Genomic DNA, 18,877 nt, shown 5'->3' with positions numbered 1-18,877 from the left:
ACATTCCTCACAACCTAGAGTAACCAGTCAGCACGGAAAGTGACCTTCGCGCGGCCCTGGGCGGAAGGTGCGGCAGAAAGCCGGGCTGAACCGGTCGATCCTGAACGCCGCATGGGGGCGTATCGGCGCGTATCTCGCCTATAAGACGGCTCGCGCGGGTGGGGTGCTGGTGAGGGTGCCGGCGTCGTACACGTCGCAGCGCTGTCATGTCTGCGGGTGCGTCGACCGGGTGTCCCGTCCCGACCAGGCAACATTTCTGTGCACGTCGTGTGGCTGGTCGGGGAACGCGGATACCAACGCAAGTCTGAACATCAGGGCGGCTGGACTGTCGTCCATGGACGTGGAGATCTCCGGGTTGCCGGGGACGGCGAAGCGTCAACCACCCGGGAAGGCGGCATGACCGCCACCGGGAATCCCCCTCGTTCACGAGGGGGAGGAAGCCAAACGTTCCATGCCCGGATGGCCGCGCGCTGGCGGGTCGGGCGGGTTCTGCTCGCAGGGGACGCCGCGCACAGCATGCCGCCGTTCGCCGGCCAGGGCCTGGGTGCCGGGCTGCGCGACGCCGCCGCGCTGTCCTGGCGCCTCGCCGAGGTCGTCGACGGTCTCGCCGGCGAGGAGCTGCTCGACGCCTACGAGCGCGAACGCCGGCCGCACGTGGCGGCGATGACGTCCGCGGCCCTGCGGGTCGGCCGGGTCGTGCAGACGACGAACCCGCGCCTGTCCCGGCTCACCCGGGCGGCGATGGTCACCCTCGATCACGCCCCCGGCGTGCGCCATGCGCTTCGGAGCGGCGTGGCCCGGCCGAGGCCGCGGCTACCCCGAGGCGTCGCCGGCACCCGCCCCGCCGCCGGGCAGATCCTGCCGAACCCGCGGCTGCGCACCCTGGACGGCCGCATCATCCGCCTCGACGATTTGCTCACCGACGGCTGGGCGCTGATCGGCCGTGGGGTCGACCCGACCGCCGGGATGGACCCCACCGCGCGGGACTGGGCCGACCGGCGGGCCGCCACCGCGCTCACCGTCGTCGCCCCGGCGGTCTGCGGGCCGTCAGCGACGTCTCCTGCCCGGCGGTCGAGGACCTCGACGGCACGCTGCTGCGCACCCGCCGGCCGCTCCCGATCGCGCTCATCCGACCCGACCGCTTCCTCGTCGGCCTCGTGTCCGCGCCGCTGCGGGCATCCGACCTGCCCGACTCCGCCGGCCGCGCCCGTTCCTGACCGTCCGCGTCACCAGGGGCGAATCGCGGGGGTTTTGACTTGGAGTGTGCTCCAGGTCTTAGCGTGAGGGTCATGGCCACGCTCGAAGCACCCGCGACGACGTCCAGCCCGACCATCCCGCCCCAACAGGCTTCGCCCCGACAGGCCCCGCTTCGCCAGGTGCCGCCGCGAGCGGAGCCGGCGGGCGTGGTCGAGGCGGGTGACCCGGTCCACGCCGCCTGCGGCGAGCCGGTGTCCGACCCGCTGGCGGGCGAGGACGGCGCCGGCACCCTGACGATCGCCGAGGCCGCTGCGGCCACCGGCGTCAGCACCCACACGCTGCGCTACTACGAACGCGCCGGGCTGATGCGCGACCCGGTCGCCCGGGCCACGTCGCACCACCGTCGTTACACCGCCGGCGACATCCGCTGGGTCACCTTCCTGACCCGGCTGCGGCTGACCGGCATGCCGATCCGGGAGATGGCCCGCTACGTCCGGTTGGCGCTGCTCACCGAGCATCGCCGCCGGGTGCTGGAGCGTCTCGACGAGGTCCAGCGCAACCTTGTCGCCATCGACAAGAAGATCGCCTTTTACCAGGAGCGGATCGACCGCTGACGCGCGGGGCCGCATCGACCGTCAGCGGGTAGCCAGTGCGCCGGGGACGGCCGGGCCTGTTGAGGCTGTTGAGACCGGCACCGGGCTCGGCACCGAGCAGACGCGGTAGCCGATGCCGCGCACGGTGAGGATGTGGGTCGGGGCGGACGGATCCACCTCCACCTTGCGGCGCAGCCGGCGGACGTGGACGTGGACGTGGAGCATCCGCGCCCCGCCGAAGTAGTCGTAGCCCCAGATCCGTTCCAGGAGCTGCTGGCGGGTGACGGCCCGGCCGTCCGCCACGGCGAGTTCGCACAGCAACCGGAACTCGGTGCGGGTCAGGTGCTGGTCCTCGCCGCGCCGGCTCACAACCCCCTCGGCCGGGCGAATCTGCAGGTCGCCGACGCTCAGCGCGCTCGCCGTCGCCTGCCCCGGATGGACCCGGCGCAGCAGGGCCCGCAGCCTCGCCAGCACCTCCGGGGTGACCGGGGGAGCGGTGACGTAGTCGTCGGCACCGGCCTCCAGGGCCGCGACGACGCCGGTCGGGTCCAGCCGGTCGGCGACGGCGACGAGGGGGACGTCGCCGGCGGCGCGCAGCCGGCGGCAGAACTCCAGGCCGTCCATCAGCACGGCGGCCCCACCCGGGCCGTCCGGATCGGACCGGGCATCGCCGGCCGGGCCGAACACCAGCTCGTCCAGCCACGGCATGTCGGTGGCCAGGGGCAGGCAGGTCAGCACCAGATGCGCGCCGCATGCGGCCAGCAGGGCGAGCGCCTGCTCGCCGGTTCCGGCCGTCTCGACGCCGTAACCCTCGCCGAGCAGGGCGGGCACCAGGTCACGCCGCAGAGCGGCCTCGTCCCCCACGAGCAGAAGTGTCGTCCGCACCTTGGTTATTTTCCCGGATCCGGGCTGGTTGTCCCCTTCGGGGCCCATCCGGACCAGGACCCCCCGGGCCGATCCGTCGCGCAACACCAGGGCTGGCAAGGCCCGTGCCGGCTCCCGACATGCCATTCGGCACATCCGACAGGTGGCCGAACGGCCCCGGACGGGGGTACCGCAGGTCCGCCCGCTGCGGGCGGGCGAGCCCGGCCCGATCGGGTCAGGCCGGCCCGCCGCCGGCGGGGCCGTCCTCCAGGTCGCCTTCGGTGCGAAGGTAGAGCTCCTGCAGGGCGTCGAGGGTGGCGGCCTGCGGGTGCTGCCACAGGCCGCGGGCGGCGGCCTCCAGCAGCCGTTCGGTGATGCCGTGCAGCGCCCAGGGGTTGGACTCGGCGAAGAACTTCTGGCTGTCGGCGTCGAGGGCGTAGGTCTCGGCGAGCCGCTCGTACATCCAGTCGGCTACGACGCCGGCGGTGGCGTCGTAGCCGAACAGGTAGTCGACGGTCGCGGCCATCTCGAACGCGCCCTTGTAGCCGTGCCGGCGCATCGCCGCCAGCCAGCGGGGGTTGACGACCCGGGCGCGGAAGACCCGGGAGGTCTCCTCGGTCAGGGTCCGGGTGCGCACGGCCTCGGGGCGGGTGCTGTCGCCGATGTAGACGGCGGGCGCCCGGCCGGTCAGGGCGCGTACCGTCGCGACCATCCCGCCGTGGTACTGGAAGTAGTCGTCGGAGTCGGCGATGTCGTGCTCGCGGGTGTCGACGTTCTTCGCGGCCACCGCGATGCGCCGGTAGGCGGCCTCCATGTCCGCGCGGGCAGGGGTGCCGTCGACGCCGCGGCCGTAGGCGTAGCCACCCCAGGTGGCGTAGACCTCGGCGAGGTCGGCGTCGTCGCGCCAGTTGCGGCTGTCGATCAGCGGCAGCAGCCCGGCGCCGTACGCCCCGGGCTTCGATCCGAAGATGCGCAGCGTGGCCCGCCGCTCGTCGCCGTGGGTGGCCAGGTCCGCGTGGGCGTGGGCGCGGACGTGGTTGTCGCCGTCGGGTTCGTCGAGGGCGGCGGCCATCCGCACCGCGTCGTCGAGCATCGCGACCACGTGCGGGAACGCGTCGCGGAAGAACCCGCTGATGCGCACGGTCACGTCGATGCGCGGGCGGCCGAGCTCCGCCAGGCCGATCGGTTCCAGCCCGCTGACCCGGCGCGACGCGTCGTCCCAGACGGGCCGGATGCCGAGCAGGGCGAGCACCTCGGCGACGTCGTCGCCGGACGTGCGCATCGCACTGGTGCCCCAGACGGACAGCCCGACCGACTCCGGCCAGTCACCGGTGTCGGCGCGGTAACGGTCCAGCAGCGACGTCGCCATCGCCTGGCCGGTCTCCCAGGCCAGCCGGCTGGGCACCGCCTTCGGGTCGACGGAGTAGAAGTTGCGGCCGGTGGGCAGCACGTTGACCAGGCCGCGCAGCGGAGACCCGCTGGGGCCGGCCGGGATGTAGCCGCCGTCGAGGGCATGCAGGACGCTGGTGATCTCGTCGGTGGTCCGGTCGAGGCGCGGCACGATCTCGGTGGCGGCGAAGCGCAGCACCGCGCCGACCGCCTCCCGCCGCGGATCCGGGTCGGTCGGGTCGGCGGCAGCAGAATCGGCTGCGGGATCGGCAGCAGAATCGGGCTCGGGCTCGGGCTCGGGACCGGGACCGGGACCGGCTGCGGGATCGGGCTCGGGATGGGGTGCGGTCGGCAGGACGGCGTCGAGGGCGGCGGGGACGGCTTCGGGCGCCCAGCCGCGGTCCTCCATCGCGGTGACCAGGGCGAGCGCGGTGCGTTCGGCGGCGTCGACGTCGCCGCGGGGGGCCGTGTCGTCCTCGGCGAGGCCGAGAGCCTCCCGCAGGCCCGGCAACGTCCGCTGGCCGCCCCACATCTGCCGGGCGCGCAGCATCGCGAGAACCAGGTTGACCCGCGCCTGGCCGGTCGGGGCGACGCCGAGCACGTGCAGCCCGTCGCGGATCTGCGCATCCTTGACCTCGCACAGCCAGCCGTCGACGTGCAGCAGGAAGTCGTCGAACTCGGCGTCGTGCGGGCGGTCCGCCAGGCCCAGGTCGTGGTCGAGGCGGGCGGCCTGGACGAGCGTCCAGATCTGGGCGCGGATCGCCGGCAGCTTCGCCGGGTCCATCGCCGCGATCGAGGCGTGCTCGTCGAGGAGCTGCTCCAGGCGGGCCAGGTCGCCGTAGCTTTCGGCGCGGGCCATCGGTGGGATGAGATGGTCGACCAGGGTGGCGTGCGCCCGCCGTTTCGCCTGCGTGCCCTCGCCGGGGTCGTTGACGAGGAACGGGTAGATCAGCGGCAGGTTGCCGAGGGCGGCGTCCGTCGGGCAGGACGCGCTCATCCCCACCGTCTTGCCGGGCAGCCACTCCAGCGTGCCGTGCTTGCCGAGGTGGACGACGGCATGCGCGCCGAACCCGCCCTCCGCGGGCGGTGCGGCGAGCCAGCGGTAGGCGGCGAGGTAGTGGTGGCTGGGCGCCAGGTCCGGATCGTGGTAGATCGCGACGGGGTTCTCCCCGAAGCCGCGCGGCGGCTGGACCAGCAGCACCACGTTGCCGGCGCGCAGGGCGGCGAGGACGATCTCGCCGCCCGGGTCGCGGCTGCGGTCGACGTACAGCTCGCCCGGCGGCGGGCCCCAGTGCCGCTCGACGCTGCCCCGCAGGTCGGCGGGCAGCGTGTCGTACCAGGCCCGGTAGTCCGCCGCGGAGATCCGCACCGGGTTGCCGGCGAGCTGCGCCGCGCTCAGCCACGCCGGGTCCTGCCCGCCGGCGGCGATGATCGAGTGGATGAGGGCGTCGCCGTCCTGCGCGGCGACCCCCGCCAAGGCGTCCGGGCCGTCGTCGGGGCCGATGTCGTACCCGGCGGCGCGCATCTCCCGCAGCAGCCGCACCGTGCTCGCCGGGGTGTCGAGGCCCACGGCGTTGCCGATCCGGGAGTGCTTCGTCGGGTACGCCGACAGCATCAGCGCGACCCGCCGCTCGGGCGGCGCGACGTGGCGCAGCCGGCCGTGCGCCACCGCGATGCCGGAGACCCGGTCGGCCCGCTCGGGGTCGGCGACGTAGCTGGTCAGCCCGTCGGCGCCGACCTCCTTGAAGGAGAATGGTACGGTGATCAGACGGCCGTCGAACTCGGGGATCGCGACCTGGGTGGCGGCGTCCAGCGGCGACAGCCCGTCGTCGGAGTCCGCCCACGCCGCCCGGCCGCCGGTCAGGCATAGCCCCTGCAGGATCGGGATGTCCAGCGCTGCCAGCGCCCCGACGTCCCACGCCTCGTCATCCCCGCCGGCGGCGGCCCGCGCTGGCTGGCTGCCGCCGGCGGCGAGGACCGTGACGACCAGGGCGTCGGCCCGGCCCAGCGTGGCGAGCAGCGCCGGCTCGGCGGTGCGCAGCGACGCGCAGTACACCGGCAACGCCGCGCCGCCGGCCCGCTCGACCGCGGCGCACAGCTCCTCCACGAACATCGTGTTGCCGGCGACGTGATGCGCCCGGTAGTACAACACCCCGATCACCGGGCCGGCCTTGCCGTCCGGGGCGTCCCGGTCGAGCACGCCCCAGGCCGGCGTCGTCACCGGCGGGGCGAACCCGCCGCCGGTGAGCAGCAGCGTGTCGGCGAGGAAGCGGTGCAGCTCGCCGAGGTTCGCCGGGCCACCCTCGGCGAGGTAGGCGTGCGCCTCGGCGCAGATGCCCGCCGGCACCGTGGAGATGGCCATGAGCTCCGCGTCCGGGGCCCGTTCGCCGCCGAGGACGACCACCGGCCGCGGCCCGGCGAGCAGGGCGGCCAGGCCCTCCTCCCACATCCGCCGTCCGCCGAGGATGCGCACGACGACCACGTCGACGCCGTCGGTCAGCTCGTTGAGATCAGTGCGGTCGGTGACGTCGAGGCGGGCCGGGTTGGCGAGTCGGTAGCGGGCGCCGCTGGCCCGTGCGGAAAGCAGGTCGGTGTCGGACGTCGACAGCAGCAGGACGACGGCGTCGAGCTCGCCCTCGGCCGGATCGGGTGAGGAGCTCCGCGCAGGGGTCATCATGGTGCCTTTCCCGGGGTTCCGCGCCCCGCGTCAGTCGGCCGGTGCCGGGCGGCATCCCGGCGGGGTGGCGCGTCCTGCGGCGCGACTGCGCCGCGCGGGCGCGCCCGTGGCCGAAGCCGGGACAGGCCGTGCCCGTCGCGGGCGAAGCGAGTATCCCGGCTCCCGGATCCGCACTGACAGGACTGGGAAAGCTCCCGCGGCGCACGCTCGCCCCGGCCTTCCCGGCACGGGCAGGCTGCCCGTGCCAGTGGCCTTCCGTTGGGGTCCGCTCCCCGGTGACGGTGGCGGGACCGCGCCGGATTCGCACCGGACTTCCTCGCCGTTCGCCGCTCGTGGCAGCCTCACAATCGCAGAGCTGGCGCGGGGTCTGTCAAGCGCTGTGCGGATATCGGCAAGACCGACGATCAACCGTCAGATCCCGGGCAGGCCACGTATGCTCCGCCGGTGTCCACCAGCCCGCGGGAGCGTGTCCGCGACGCGTGCCCCGGTGTGCTGCGGACCCATCCGGCCGCGGACGGCGCGCTGGCCCGGCTGCGCATCCCCGGCGGTGCCCTCGACAGCGCCGCGGCGCGGATGGTCGCAGGGTGTGCCCGGGACGTCGCCGACGGCGCTGCGGAGCTGACCTCCCGCGGGAACGTGCAGCTTCGCGGCCTCGCCGACGGCGCCGCCGCGGTGCTTGCCACCCGGGTGCGGTCGGTCGGGCTGCTGCCGTCGGCCACCCACGAGCGGGTCCGCAACATCGTCGGCTCCCCGCTGTCCGGGCGCGCCGGCGCGGGCGTCCGCGACATCGCCCCGCTCGTCGACGAGCTCGACCGTGGGCTGTGCGCCGATCCGAAGCTTGCCGATCTCCCCGGCCGGATGCTGTTCGCCGTCGACGACGGCAGCGGGGACCTGGCCGGTCTGCCCGCCGATCTCGCCCTGCGGGCCCAGCCGGCGGGGCAGATCCTGCTGCTCGTCGCGGGCGGGGCGGACGCGCTGCGGCTGGCGAGCAGCGCCGCCGTGCCCGCGCTGCTCGCCGCCGCCCAGGCCCTCCTCGACGTCCGCGCCGCCGGGGGCGCCGCCGCGGCCGCCTGGCGCGTCGCCGAGCTGCCCGCCGGGCGGGACCGCCTGCTCGAAGCGGCTGCGGCCGCCGCCCGGGCCGCCGCGAAGACCGGGCCCGGCCCTACCGGGGATGTCCTCTCGATCGTCGACGTGGGCCGGTTCGGCGCCGGGGTCGCAGCCGATGTCGGTACCGGCAGCGGACCGCCGGGCGCCCGGCCGGGCCGGCACCGGCAGCGGGACGGCCGATGGGCGTTGACCGCGCTCGTCCCGCTCGGGCGGCTGCGCGCCGACCAGCTCGACCTGCTCGCCGCGATCGCCGACGCCGACGGTGACGGCCGGGTGATGGTGACGCCGTGGCGGTCGGTCGTGCTACGCGACCTCGACGCCGCTGCGGTGGCGCGGGGGTCGGATCGGCTGGCCGCCATGGGGCTCGTGGTCGACGCGGACTCGGGCTGGGTCGGTGTCACGAGCTGCGCCGGGTGGCCGGGATGCGCCAAGGCGCTCGCCGACGTCCGCCGCGACGCCGGCCGGTCGGCGGGGGCAGGCAGCGCCCGGGTGCGGTCCGGCACGTCGGACGGCGGCCCGCGGCACCGTCGGGATCGGCTGCCCGTGCACTGGTCGGGCTGCGCCCGCCGGTGCGGCCAGCCCGCCGGCGAGGTGGTCGAGGTGGTCGCCGACACCATCGGCTACCGGATCCAGCGCCGCGCCGGCAGCGCGGCGCTGGTGCTCTGGTCGGAGGGCGCCCGCCCGGGCGAGGTGTCGGCCGTCGACTGGGACGTGCTCGTCGACGTGGTGGCGGCGCAGCGGTCGGTTGCCCGCCTGCGTCGGGATGGACGGGAGGCTCGTTGATGGAGGTGGCGATGGCGGCGGGAACGTCGCGTCCCGACTACGTCCGGGACGGCGCGGAGATCTACCGTCGCTCGTTCGCGACGATCCGGGCCGAGGCCCGCCTCGACGGGTTGCCCGCCGACGTCGCCCGGGTCGCTGTCCGCATGATCCACTCCTGCGGCATGGTCGACCTCGTCGACGATCTCGCGTTCAGCCCGGGGGTCGTCGCCGCCGCGCGGACGGCCCTGCTGGCCGGCGCGCCGGTGCTCTGCGACGCCCAGATGGTCGCCGCGGGGGTGACCCGCCGCCGGCTGCCCGCCGACAACGAGGTGCTGTGCCTGCTCGGCGATCCGCGGGTGCCGGGGCTCGCCGCGGAGCTCGCCACCACCCGCAGTGCCGCGGCCGTCGACCTGTGGGCCGACCGGCTCGCCGACGCCGTCGTCGCGATCGGCAACGCCCCGACGGCCCTGTTCCGGCTGCTGGAACTCGTCGCGGCCGGTGCGCCGCGGCCGGCGGCTGTCCTCGGCGTGCCGGTGGGGTTCATCGGCGCGGCCGAGTCGAAGCAGGCGCTCGTCGACGACCCCGCCGGCCTGGAGTTCCTCGTCGTGCACGGCCGGCGCGGCGGCAGCGCGATGGCGGTCGCCGCCGTCAACGCGATCGCGAGCGAGCAGGAATGAGCGATCCGCGCGAGCCGGCCATCGAGCCCGCTCCGACCGAGACCTCGGCTGTGTCCTCGGCCGTCGCCCCGACCGCGGCGGCCAGCCCGGTGGGTCGGCTGTGGGGCGTCGGCGTCGGCCCCGGTGATCCCGAGCTGATGACGCTGCGGGCCGCCCGCCTCATCCACGACGCCGACGTGATCGCTTACCACAGCGCCCGGCACGGGCGCAGCATCGCCCGCTCGATCGCCGCGACCCACCTGCGCGGCGACCAGATCGAGGAGGCGCTGGTCTACCCCGTCACCACGGAGACGACCAACCATCCCGGCGGTTACCGGGGGGCGATCGACGAGTTCTACGAGGACTGCGCCAAGCGGCTGGCGGTCCACCTCGACGCCGGGCGGGGCGTCGTCGTCCTCAGCGAGGGCGACCCGTTCTTCTACGGCTCGTTCATCCACCTGCACCGCCGACTCGCCGACCGTTACCCGACCGAGGTGGTGCCCGGGGTGACGTCGCTGTCGGCGGGCTGCGCGGTGCTCGGCCGCCCGCTGGTGGAGGGCAACGAGGTACTCACCGTGCTGCCGGGCACGCTGGCGCCGGGGATCCTCGCCGAGCGCATCGCCGGCACCGACACCGCGGTCGTGCTCAAGATGGGCCGGACCTTCCCCGGGGTCCGCGACGCCTTCACCGACGCCGGCCGGCTCGCCGACACCTGGTACGTCGAACGGGCGACGACCGCCGGCCAGCGGATCGCCCCGCTCGGCGAGGTCGACCCGGCGACCGTGCCCTACTTTTCCCTGGCCGTGCTGCCGAGCCCGGTGCGCGGCCCGGACGATCCGGCGCCGCTGCGCGCCGGCCAGGCCGACTGGGTACTCGCGGGTCCCGCGAGCCAGCCGGCCACGTCCACAAGCCAGCCGGCCACGCCGCCTGCGGGCGAGGTCGTCGTGGTCGGGCTCGGCCCCGGCGCGCAGGACTGGGTGACCCCGCAGGCCGCCGCCGCGCTCGCCGCCGCCGACGATCTCATCGGCTACGGCCCCTACCTCGACCGGGTCCCCGCCGATCCGCGCCAGCGCCGGCACTCGTCGGGCAACACGGTCGAGGCGGAGCGCGCCGAGCTCGCCCTGGAACTGGCCGCCGGCGGGGCGAACGTCGCCGTGGTGTCCTCCGGTGACCCCGGTGTCTTCGCGATGGCGACCGCGGTCGTCGAGGCCGCGGCGCAGCCGCGTTTCGCCGACGTCGACGTGCGGGTCGTGCCCGGCCTGACCGCCGCTCAGGCGGTGGCGAGCCGGGTCGGGGCGCCACTCGGCCACGACTTCTGCGTGCTGTCGCTGTCCGACCGGCTCAAGCCATGGGAGGTCATCGAGCGGCGGCTGCGCGCCGCCGCCGCGGCCGACCTCGTCCTGGCCATCTACAACCCGGCGTCGCGGACGCGCCGTGAGCAGCTCGAGCGGGCCCGCGCGGCGCTGCTGGACCACCGCGCGCCGGACACCCCGGTGGTGATCGGGCGTGACGTCGGCGGGCCTACCGAGACCGTCACCGTGACGACCCTCGGCGACCTCGACCCGGCCGGCGTCGACATGCGCTGCCTGCTGCTCATCGGTTCCTCGACCACGCGCATCGTCCGCCGCGGCACCGGCCGCGACCTCGTCTTCACCCCACGCCGCTACCCGGCACCGTGAGGTGCGGGCTGTAACCCGCGGGTAGCGTTGCATTGCTGGACGTCGCCGATCACACGTACGTCGAGGTCACCTCGACCTCAGGCGCCGGCGCTTCGTCCATCTCGCGGGCTTTGCCTGGCAGCAGGAACGTCAGGAGGCAGACCGCGGCCGTGATGCCCAGTCCGACCTGGAGGCTGCGTTCGAAACCCGCAAGGTATCCCGGGTGGCCAGTGGCATCGGCGTGGCTGTTCAATATGGAGAAGAAGACCGTGCCGATGATGGCGACGCCGATCGCGATACCTAGCTGCTGTAGGGCGTTGAGAACGCCGGATCCGGATCCGACCTCGTCTTCGTTGAGGGCTGCGAGGACGAAGTCGAACAGCGGTGCGATCACGAGTCCCAGGCCGATGCCCCACAGCAGCAGCGGTCCAACGAGGTCCCAACTGGTGACGTGCATCCCGGTGTGGGCGAGTACCACCAGGGTCAGAACGAGGCCCGCGCCCTGGAGGACGTTGCCGAGTTGGAGGGTGTTGCGTCCGAGCTTGGGGGCGAGCACGGCAGCACCGACGACGGCGCCAACCGAGGACCCGAGTGCGAACGGTGTGGCGGTGAGACCGGCGTGGATGGGGGAGAAGCCCCGGCCGAGTTGCAGGAACAAGGTGAGGGCGAGTCCCACACCGAAGGAGCCACCGAAGAAGATCAGCGTCAGGATCACATCTCCGGAGAATCCCCGGTGCTTGAAGATTGCCGGCTGTACCAGCGGCTCTCGGTGTCCCCGAATTCGCCTTCGTGTCCAGAACACGAGCGCTCCGAGGGTGATGAATCCGCCTGCGATCATGGCGTAGATCCACGCGGGCCAGCCTGCTTCTCGCCCCTGAATCAGGGGATAGGTGACGAGTGCCGCTGCGACGCTGACGAGGAGGATCCCGACGACGTCGAGGCGCGGGGCGGATTCCAGCCGCGACTGCGGGAGGATACGAGTCGTGCCGGTCGCGGCAAGGACGCCGATCGGCAGGTTGATCAGGAAGACCAGGCGCCAGCCCGTCCCGAAAAGGTCGGCGTCGACGAGGACGCCGACGAGGACGGGCCCGACGACGGCGGCGAGTCCGACCACGGGACCGAAGATCGAGAACGCCTTGCCCTGGTCGCTTGGACTGAACGTGGCGTGCAGGAGTCCGAGGCCCTGCGGGACCAGCAGCGCGGCGGTGGCGCCCTGCAGCAGTCGTCCGGCGATGAGTGTTGAGGTGTCGGGCGCGACGGCGCAGAGCGCCGAGCACATAACGAAGCCCCACGCACCGACCAGGAACAGGGTTCGACGCCCGAAGCGGTCACCGAGACGGGCGCCGGCGATCAGGAACGCGGCGAAGGTCAGCGAGTAACCGCCAGTGATCCACTGCAGTGCCGTGGTGCTCGAGTGCAGGTCGCGAGCGATGCTCGGCGCGGCCACGTTGACGATGGTGCTGTCGAGCAGGTCCATGATCTCCGCGCACAGGATCAGGGCGAGGATCAGCCAGGCTCGGGGGTGGGTGTGGTGGTCACGGGTGCTGGCGTAGGTCTGTGACACCGATGCTCCTCCCAGGATTGTTCATCGGTGAACATTCGCCTTTGAATGCTGGATGTCAACCTGGTGCGGTGGCTGCACCCGCCGGCTCCGGGGAGGTCGGGGTGGCCGGGGGGCCGGAGGGGCCGGAGGTCACCGACGCCCGTCCGATCGGCGGGACGTGGCTGCTTGACGGGCTGTGGCGCGAGCTCGGCGGCGCCGCCCTGGCGAAGGCGGTGGCCGACCGGCGGTTCACCACCGCGGTGGAGCGGGTGCTACTTGCTCTCGCCGACGAATGTGTAGCTGCCGGCGCGGAGGCGTTCGAGCAGGGTGTGCGCGAAGGTGAGTTCGCCTTGGAGTCGACCGGCAGCGAGCTTCACGAACTCCACGGAGTGCGGAGGCTTGGTGTCACTGTCGAGAAGTACCTGCTTCTCGTCGAACTCGAACTGCCGTAGGTGACTTTCCAAACGGGCGATTCGCTCCTCGATGGCAGCGGTCACCTCGTCGCGAGTGAGGTTGACCAGGAAGCACAGCGCTGCCATGAAGGATGCCGTCCGGTATGGGCTGACTTCCCACAGGGCGCTGCGGAGCAGGTCCGTGAATGCCGACTCGCCCTCGTCGGTGAGGCGGTACTTGGTGCTGTTTCTGTGGGCCTTGCCGGGCTTCGAGACCGAGTCGAAGTCCTCGACGAGAAATCCGTCCTTGACCAGCGCGCGCAACGCGCCGTAGATCGAACCCGGGTTCACGCTGGCCCAGTCCTGGACTCTCCAGCTGATCAACTCGCGCATGATGGCGTAGCCAGTCGCTGGCTGTTCCTGACGTGCCGCGCCCAGCACGAGCAACCGGGTCGGGTCAACGCTCATGTGAGGCATCGTTGCACGGGCGGCTCCGGCTCCAGCTCCCGCTCAGACCCTCACGACAGCGGCGTTACGACAGGGTGGATCTCCAGGATGCGGCGGCAGGGCCGGCCTGCGGGCCGTCGTGGGATTCGATCCGTCCGGGGCTGGCGAGGCCGATCAGCCAGTGTGTCGCGGGGCCGATGTCGGACACCACCGGGAATCCGGACGGGGTGGACGGGCGGTCCACCATGACGATGGGCAGGCCGAGATCACGGGCGGCGGCGAGCTTGGCGGCAGTCATCGCGCCGCCGCTGTCCTTGGTGACGAGGACGTCGATGGCGTGTCGGCGCAGCAGTTCCGTCTCCCCGGCCACGTCGAACGGGCCCCGGTCGAGGATCACCCTGAGCCGCGGTGGCAGCGCGCCGGTGGGGGCCTCGACGCAGCGGGCCAGGAACCAGGGACGGTGCAGCCCGGCGAACAGCGCGAGGTTGCTGCGCCCGGTGGTCAGGAACACCCGCGGGGTGGGATCGTCGGCCACACCACACCGGGATGAACCACGCTGGGACGGAACGAAGCGGTCGATCAGGTCCGCGGCGGCGGGCAGGGACGGCACCCGGCGCCAGTCGTCGCCGGGCTGGGCCTGCCAGCCGGGACGGCGCAGGACCAGCAGCGGCACGCCGGTGGCCGCCGCGGCCGTCGCGGTGGAGGCGCTCATCCGGGCGGCGAACGGGTGGGTGGCGTCGACCAGCGCGTTGATCCGCTCGGAGCGTAGCTGCTCGGCGAGGCCGGCCGGACCGCCGAACCCGCCGATCCGGACCCGGCAGGACGGCGGTACCTGCGGCTCGCGCACCCGCCCGGCCAGCGAATAGACGACGTCGAACCCACCGACCTCGGTAAGGGCGAGGGCCAGCCGGCGGGCCTCGCCGGTGCCTCCCAGCAGTAACACCCGCAGCGGGGCTCGTGCCACCGGGGGCGTCGCGGGTCCTGTCCGGTCGGTGCTGCTCACCGTGGGTCGGCCGAGTTGGCGGAGTTGGCCGGGTCGAGATCTCCGGGCACCGATGACCAGCCCGTGGCGGGGGCGGGCTGGCAGCCGTCGGGGGCGAAGCGCTGCGGCGAGTACAGGAAGCTGTCGCGGAAACCCGCCGCGGCCAGCGCCTGGCCGACGATGATCACGGCGGTCTTCGTGAGGCCGGCGGCCCGGGACTGGGCGGCGATGTCGGCGAGCGTGCCGCGCAGCACCACCTCGTCCGGCCGGCTCGCCCACGCCACCACGGCCGCCGGACAGTCCGGTCCGTAGCTGGGCACGAGCTCCTCGACCAGCGTCTCGATGCGGTGCACGGCCAGGTGCAGCACGAGCGTCGCCCGGGACCGGCCGAGGGTGGCCAGGTCCTCACCGGGTGGCATCGGGCTGGACAGCACGGCCGTGCGGGTCAGCACGACGCTCTGGGCGGCGCCGGGCACCGTCAGCTCCCGGCGTAGTGACGCGGCGGCGGCGGCGAACGCCGGCACCCCGGGGGTCACGTCGTAGGGGACGCCCGCCGCGTCCAGCCGGCGCATCTGCTCGGCCAGCGCGCTGTACAGGGACGGGTCGCCGGAGTGCAGGCGGGCGACGTCGTGACCGGCGGTGTCGGCGGCGCACAGCTCGGCCGTGATCGCGTCGAGGGTCATCCGGGCTGTGTCGACGAGCCGCGCGCCGGGCGGGCAGTGGGACAGCAGCTCGGCGGGGACGAGGCTGCCGGCGTACAGGCAGACCGGGCAGGAGGCGACCAGATCCCGCCCACGCACGGTGATGAGATCGGCGGCGCCGGGGCCCGCGCCGATGAAGTGCACGGTCATCCGCGCTCGCAAACCCGGGCCGCGGGACCGTCCGCCGCCGCGGAACGAGCGGCGGTGGCGGTGGCGGGCTTGAGGGCGCCGCCCGCGGTGCCGGCGGGCCGCCGCGGGGTGCTTGACACAACCGGCCACGCTAGCAGCCCGGCCGGGGCGGATCCCCGGATCGCGCCGAGCGGTCGCCGCCCGCGGCATCCAGATCGCCCTGAAACCTCAGGCGCGCGGCCGCGGCAGACCCAGGGTCATGATCTCGGGAGCCGCTCGCTGGGCCGGGACCTCGATGATGCGCTCGCCCCTGCCATCGGGCGTGGTCAGCGGGATCGGCTCGCGGACGGGCATCGGCGCGTCTCCCCGCACCACGACCGTCGCGGCGAGAAGCTCGTCGAGCGCGGGCGCCGTCGCCGGATCGGTGGCCGCCGGCCCGGTGAAGACCGCGCAGAGGAACCACCGCGGCCCGTCGATGCCGACGATTCGGGTGGGTACCGGGCCGGACCCGACGTCGATCGGCAGGTGCAGCTCGGGCCCGCGCGGGCCGGGCCGGCAGGCATCGGGGTCGTCCGGAGCTGTCGCTGCGAGCAGGTCCGCGCAGATCGCGGCCCACAGCTGCTGCCCACGAGGCGCGGCCAGCGCGGACAGCTCCAGGGCGGAGGAGCCGTCGGTCGCGACCAGCGCCTGCACCGGCCCGTCGAGGGACAGTCGGATCCAGGTGCCGGCGACGCGCGGGATCAGCAGTGCGCCGAAGTCCGCCCGCTGCCGGCCGTCGTCGGGCCGCGCGGCAACGTCGTAGGGTCCCGCGACGTCCGGGGTATTCGGGACGTTCAGGGTATTCGGGACGTCCAGGTCGGGTTCGGTCGATGCCTCGGTGTCGCCGTGCCGGGCGCGGATCCGGCCGAGCTCGCCGACTCGCGTGACGCCACGTCGCCGTCCGTGGATGCCTCGCCCACCCAGCATCGCCGACCACCTCCATCCCGGAGCTTGTAGTGGGTGAGGTGTGACGGTAGGTAGGCGCGCCGACCGCGGTGCCGCGAAGTCGGTGTTCGCACCTGCCGACCTCGCAACCTGCTCGGATGCGCCCCGATGGAGGTCACCGACGGCCTGCTGACACCGTCCGCGGCGGGTGACGACTCTCGAATGGCGTGACGTACCGGCCTAAATCGCGTAACGGGATGGTCGAATCCCGACGAGTCCGGGACCATCGAGGATGCGTCAGTTCCCAGCCAGAAAGCGTCGCTGCTCAAGTCCTGGACGGTCTCCGAGTCGCTGAGCGGGGGGATGAAGCTCCCGTTTGTCGTCGGCCTCGACGACTCGGACACCCCTTACGACGTCGTCGACGCGCTCGCGCTCGCTCCCTTCACGACCGGTGAACAGCCGTGGGCTCGCAGTGCGCGAGTGGATCGGCTCGGCCCCGGAGCGACCCTGTTGCCATCCGGAGCGCGAGTGTTGCGCTCCGTCGTTGAAGAGTCACGAGATTCCCGCCTTGCGGTGGGAGAAGGTTGGACGGTGCGGTCCGTGCGCTGGCGCGGCGGTGGCGGCGAGGTCACCGTGACCGCAGTCAGCGAGCAGCTCGCCCGCGGTGTGCTCGAGGACGTGCTGCGCTCGTCCGTGGCCGAGACCGGCTCGGACAGCTCCGTCAGCATGGGTTTCTGGTACCTGTCCGGCCAGCGTGGGCCGATCCGGAGCAGCCGGCGGACTGCGACGACGAGGTGGTCGTCGATCCGCGGCAACTACGCCTCGGCGGCGCGGGACTCCCTCGACAAGCTGATGGCGATCCGCCGCGACAATGTGCTGGGCCGGCTGATCCTGCTGCACGGACCGGCCGGGACGGGGAAGACGACGGTGCTGCGCGCGCTCGCCAACGAGTGGCGTTCCTGGTGCCAGGTCGACTGCGTGCTCGACCCGGAGTCGCTGTTCGCCGACCCGGCGTACCTGATGGAGGTCGCGATCGGCTTCGACGACGACGGGGACCCCGACAGCGATTCCGGTGACTCCGACGACGGCTCCGGTGGTCTCGACGGCTCCGGTGGTCTCGGTGACGTGGTCGGGGACGCCGTCGGGGGAAATGACGGCGGCGAGGGCGACCGGATGGGGCAGCCCAGTGTCCGTCGCTGGCGGCTGCTGGTGATCGAGGATTGCGACGAGCTGATCCGCGGGGACGGCCGCGGCTCCGCCGGGCAGCAGCTGTCGCGGTTGCTCAACCTCACCGACGGGCTCGTCGGCCAGGGCCGGGAGGTGCTCGTCGCGCTGACCACGAACGAGGACCTGTTCCGGCTGCACCCCGCTGTCGTCCGGCCGGGCCGCTGCCTGGCGCAGATCGAGGTGGGCGCCCTGCCCCACGCCGAGGCCGTGTCCTGGCTCGGCTCCGCCGACGGGGTCGGTTCGACGATGACCCTCGCGGAGCTGTTCGCCCTGCGCGACGGCCGCGGCCTGCCCCGCCCCAGCGCCGCCGACACCCGCCACGGCCTCTACCTGTGAGGTGAGGGCCGCCCGGGTATACCCGGGCGGCCCCGACACCTGGAGGAACCGTGCGGCCGGGGCGGGCAACGTTAGTGTGCCGGTGAGCGTCCTTTACGATGGGCGCCGCAGATCCCGGCACCCGATGGGCCGAATCGTACCGAGCGACCGCCGATAAGGTAAGCCGCAGTGGGGACAACCTGTGCATTTCAGCTCGATAGTGGGTAGAACGGTATCGGCGGGTTCGGTTGTGACAGGGGTCATGTCTGTATGTGCGAGCACCTTCCGATGCGGCCGCGGGCGTCTCGGGTTGGTGTGCGCCGACCTGGGTGAACGCCACATTTGGCAATGTCGTGTTCACCTTTGTGGGGAGTGATTGTGGCGGCGGTGCGTTCCGGTTCCATCGCCGGGCGGCGGTCCGCGGAGGTGCGTCGCGCCTCGGCGATGCCGGCCCTGACCAGTCGGGTTGATGCCACCGGCGAGCAGGCTCGGCGCAACGCCGAGGGGCACTGGCACGCCGTGACCGATCTGCAGGAGCGACTGGCCGTCGCGGCCGTCGGCGGTTCGGAGCCGGCCCGGGCGCGGCACGTCGCCCGCGGCAAGCTGCTGCCCCGGGACCGTGTCGACGCGCTGCTCGACCGTGGCAGTCCCTTCCTGGAGCTCTCCTCACTCGCCGCGAACGGGCTCTACGACGACCCGGTGCCAGGGGCGGGCATCATCACCGGGATCGGGCGGGTCGCCGGGCGGGAATGCGTGGTCGTCGCCAACGACGCCACTGTGAAGGGCGGAACTTATTACCCGCTGACGGTGAAGAAGCATCTGCGCGCGCAGGAGGTCGCGCTGCACAATCGGCTGTCCTGCATCTATCTGGTGGATTCGGGCGGGGCCTTCCTGCCGTTGCAGGACCAGGTCTTCCCGGATCGGGAGCATTTCGGGCGCATCTTCTACAACCAGGCGCGGATGTCGTCGCTCGGCATCGCCCAGATCGCCGCGGTGCTGGGGTCCTGCACGGCCGGCGGCGCCTACGTCCCCGCGATGGCGGACGAGACGGTCATCGTCCGCGACCAGGGGACGATCTTCCTGGGCGGCCCGCCGTTGGTGAAGGCCGCGACCGGCGAGGTGGTGACGGCCGAGGAGCTAGGCGGCGGCCTGCTGCACGCGCGCACCTCGGGGGTGACCGACCACCTGGCCGAGGACGACCCGCACGCCCTGCGGATCGTCCGGTCGATCGTGGCGAGCCTGGCGCCGCGCGTGCCCCAGCCGTGGACGGTTGAGCCGGTCGAGGAGCCCGCAGTGGACCCGGCCGGCCTCTAC

15 protein-coding genes and 1 riboswitch are annotated in these 18,877 nt (G+C 73.4%); of the genes, 8 read left to right on the top strand and 7 right to left on the bottom strand.

Going from position 1 to position 18,877, the window contains the following annotated elements; translation table 11 throughout:
• Window positions 1-67: 67 nt before the first annotated feature.
• Genes G6R25_RS30340 through G6R25_RS11110 form a run of 3 tightly spaced genes read left to right on the top strand, consistent with a single transcriptional unit; the run spans window position 68 to window position 1,811 of the window.
• Window positions 68-400, top strand: a complete 333-nt coding sequence (locus G6R25_RS30340) for an RNA-guided endonuclease InsQ/TnpB family protein (protein WP_163552913.1) — start codon at window positions 68-70, stop codon at window positions 398-400.
• Window positions 401-459: 59 nt separating this feature from the next.
• A complete protein-coding gene (locus G6R25_RS11115) occupies window positions 460-1,284 on the top strand; it encodes an FAD-dependent monooxygenase (RefSeq protein ID WP_235948042.1) in 825 nt (274 codons plus the stop codon).
• 5 nt (window positions 1,285-1,289) lie between these two features.
• Entirely contained in the window at window positions 1,290-1,811 is a 522-nt protein-coding gene (locus G6R25_RS11110; RefSeq protein ID WP_235948039.1) for a MerR family transcriptional regulator, read from the top strand.
• 21 nt (window positions 1,812-1,832) lie between these two features.
• Here G6R25_RS11110 and G6R25_RS11105 read toward each other — a convergent pair whose 3' ends face one another.
• Window positions 1,833-2,675, bottom strand: a complete 843-nt coding sequence (locus tag G6R25_RS11105) for a response regulator transcription factor (protein WP_235948037.1) — start codon at window positions 2,673-2,675, stop codon at window positions 1,833-1,835.
• 214 nt (window positions 2,676-2,889) lie between these two features.
• Window positions 2,890-6,720, bottom strand: coding sequence for a cobaltochelatase subunit CobN (locus G6R25_RS11100; protein WP_205447051.1), 3,831 nt, complete (start codon window positions 6,718-6,720; stop codon window positions 2,890-2,892).
• Between the two features lie 149 nt (window positions 6,721-6,869).
• Window positions 6,870-7,037, bottom strand: a riboswitch (cobalamin riboswitch).
• A 127-nt stretch (window positions 7,038-7,164) separates the two neighbouring features.
• On the opposite strand from G6R25_RS11100, the gene G6R25_RS11095 reads away from it, so the two are divergent.
• The 3 genes from G6R25_RS11095 to G6R25_RS11085 are packed head-to-tail and all read left to right on the top strand — an operon-like array spanning window position 7,165 to window position 10,924.
• Complete coding sequence (locus tag G6R25_RS11095; RefSeq protein ID WP_235948034.1) at window positions 7,165-8,610, top strand: nitrite/sulfite reductase; 1,446 nt, start codon at window positions 7,165-7,167, stop codon at window positions 8,608-8,610.
• An 11-nt stretch (window positions 8,611-8,621) separates the two neighbouring features.
• Window positions 8,622-9,266 carry a precorrin-8X methylmutase gene (locus G6R25_RS11090; protein ID WP_205447048.1) on the top strand — a complete coding sequence of 215 codons (645 nt, stop codon included), beginning with the start codon at window positions 8,622-8,624 and terminating at the stop codon, window positions 9,264-9,266.
• The gene (locus G6R25_RS11085) at window positions 9,263-10,924 is read left to right on the top strand and encodes a precorrin-2 C(20)-methyltransferase (protein ID WP_163552909.1); all 1,662 of its coding nucleotides are present in this window, start codon (window positions 9,263-9,265) and stop codon (window positions 10,922-10,924) included. Before G6R25_RS11090 ends, G6R25_RS11085 begins: the two co-directional genes overlap by 4 nt.
• A 49-nt stretch (window positions 10,925-10,973) precedes the next feature.
• Here the strand turns inward: G6R25_RS11085 and G6R25_RS11080 are convergent, their stop codons facing one another.
• From G6R25_RS11080 to G6R25_RS11060, 5 genes are all read right to left on the bottom strand, one after another.
• Complete coding sequence (locus tag G6R25_RS11080) at window positions 10,974-12,467, bottom strand: MFS transporter (RefSeq protein WP_163552908.1); 1,494 nt, start codon at window positions 12,465-12,467, stop codon at window positions 10,974-10,976.
• Window positions 12,468-12,718: 251 nt separating this feature from the next.
• On the bottom strand, window positions 12,719-13,306 hold the full coding sequence (locus tag G6R25_RS11075; protein WP_163552907.1) for a PadR family transcriptional regulator: 588 nt from the start codon (window positions 13,304-13,306) through the stop codon (window positions 12,719-12,721).
• Window positions 13,307-13,370: 64 nt separating this feature from the next.
• Entirely contained in the window at window positions 13,371-14,288 is a 918-nt protein-coding gene (locus G6R25_RS11070) for a cobalt-precorrin-6A reductase (protein WP_235948031.1), read from the bottom strand.
• The gene (gene cobM, locus G6R25_RS11065; protein WP_163552906.1) at window positions 14,285-15,118 is read right to left on the bottom strand and encodes a precorrin-4 C(11)-methyltransferase; all 834 of its coding nucleotides are present in this window, start codon (window positions 15,116-15,118) and stop codon (window positions 14,285-14,287) included. Before cobM ends, G6R25_RS11070 begins: the two co-directional genes overlap by 4 nt.
• Before the next feature lie 207 nt (window positions 15,119-15,325).
• Window positions 15,326-16,063, bottom strand: coding sequence for a DUF3710 domain-containing protein (locus G6R25_RS11060; RefSeq protein WP_163552905.1), 738 nt, complete (start codon window positions 16,061-16,063; stop codon window positions 15,326-15,328).
• 321 nt (window positions 16,064-16,384) lie between these two features.
• On the opposite strand from G6R25_RS11060, the gene G6R25_RS11055 reads away from it, so the two are divergent.
• Both G6R25_RS11055 and G6R25_RS11050 read left to right on the top strand, forming a co-directional pair.
• Window positions 16,385-17,584, top strand: coding sequence for a DUF5925 domain-containing protein (locus G6R25_RS11055; protein ID WP_235948028.1), 1,200 nt, complete (start codon window positions 16,385-16,387; stop codon window positions 17,582-17,584).
• Window positions 17,585-17,941: 357 nt separating this feature from the next.
• On the top strand, window positions 17,942-18,877 hold a 936-nt coding region (locus tag G6R25_RS11050), incomplete at its 3' end, for a carboxyl transferase domain-containing protein (protein ID WP_272871450.1).

It is taken from the genome of Candidatus Frankia alpina (assembly GCF_902806485.1).
Taxonomy (GTDB): Bacteria; Actinomycetota; Actinomycetes; order Frankiales; family Frankiaceae; genus Frankia; species Frankia alpina.
This window is presented reverse-complemented; position numbering and strand designations above follow the sequence as displayed.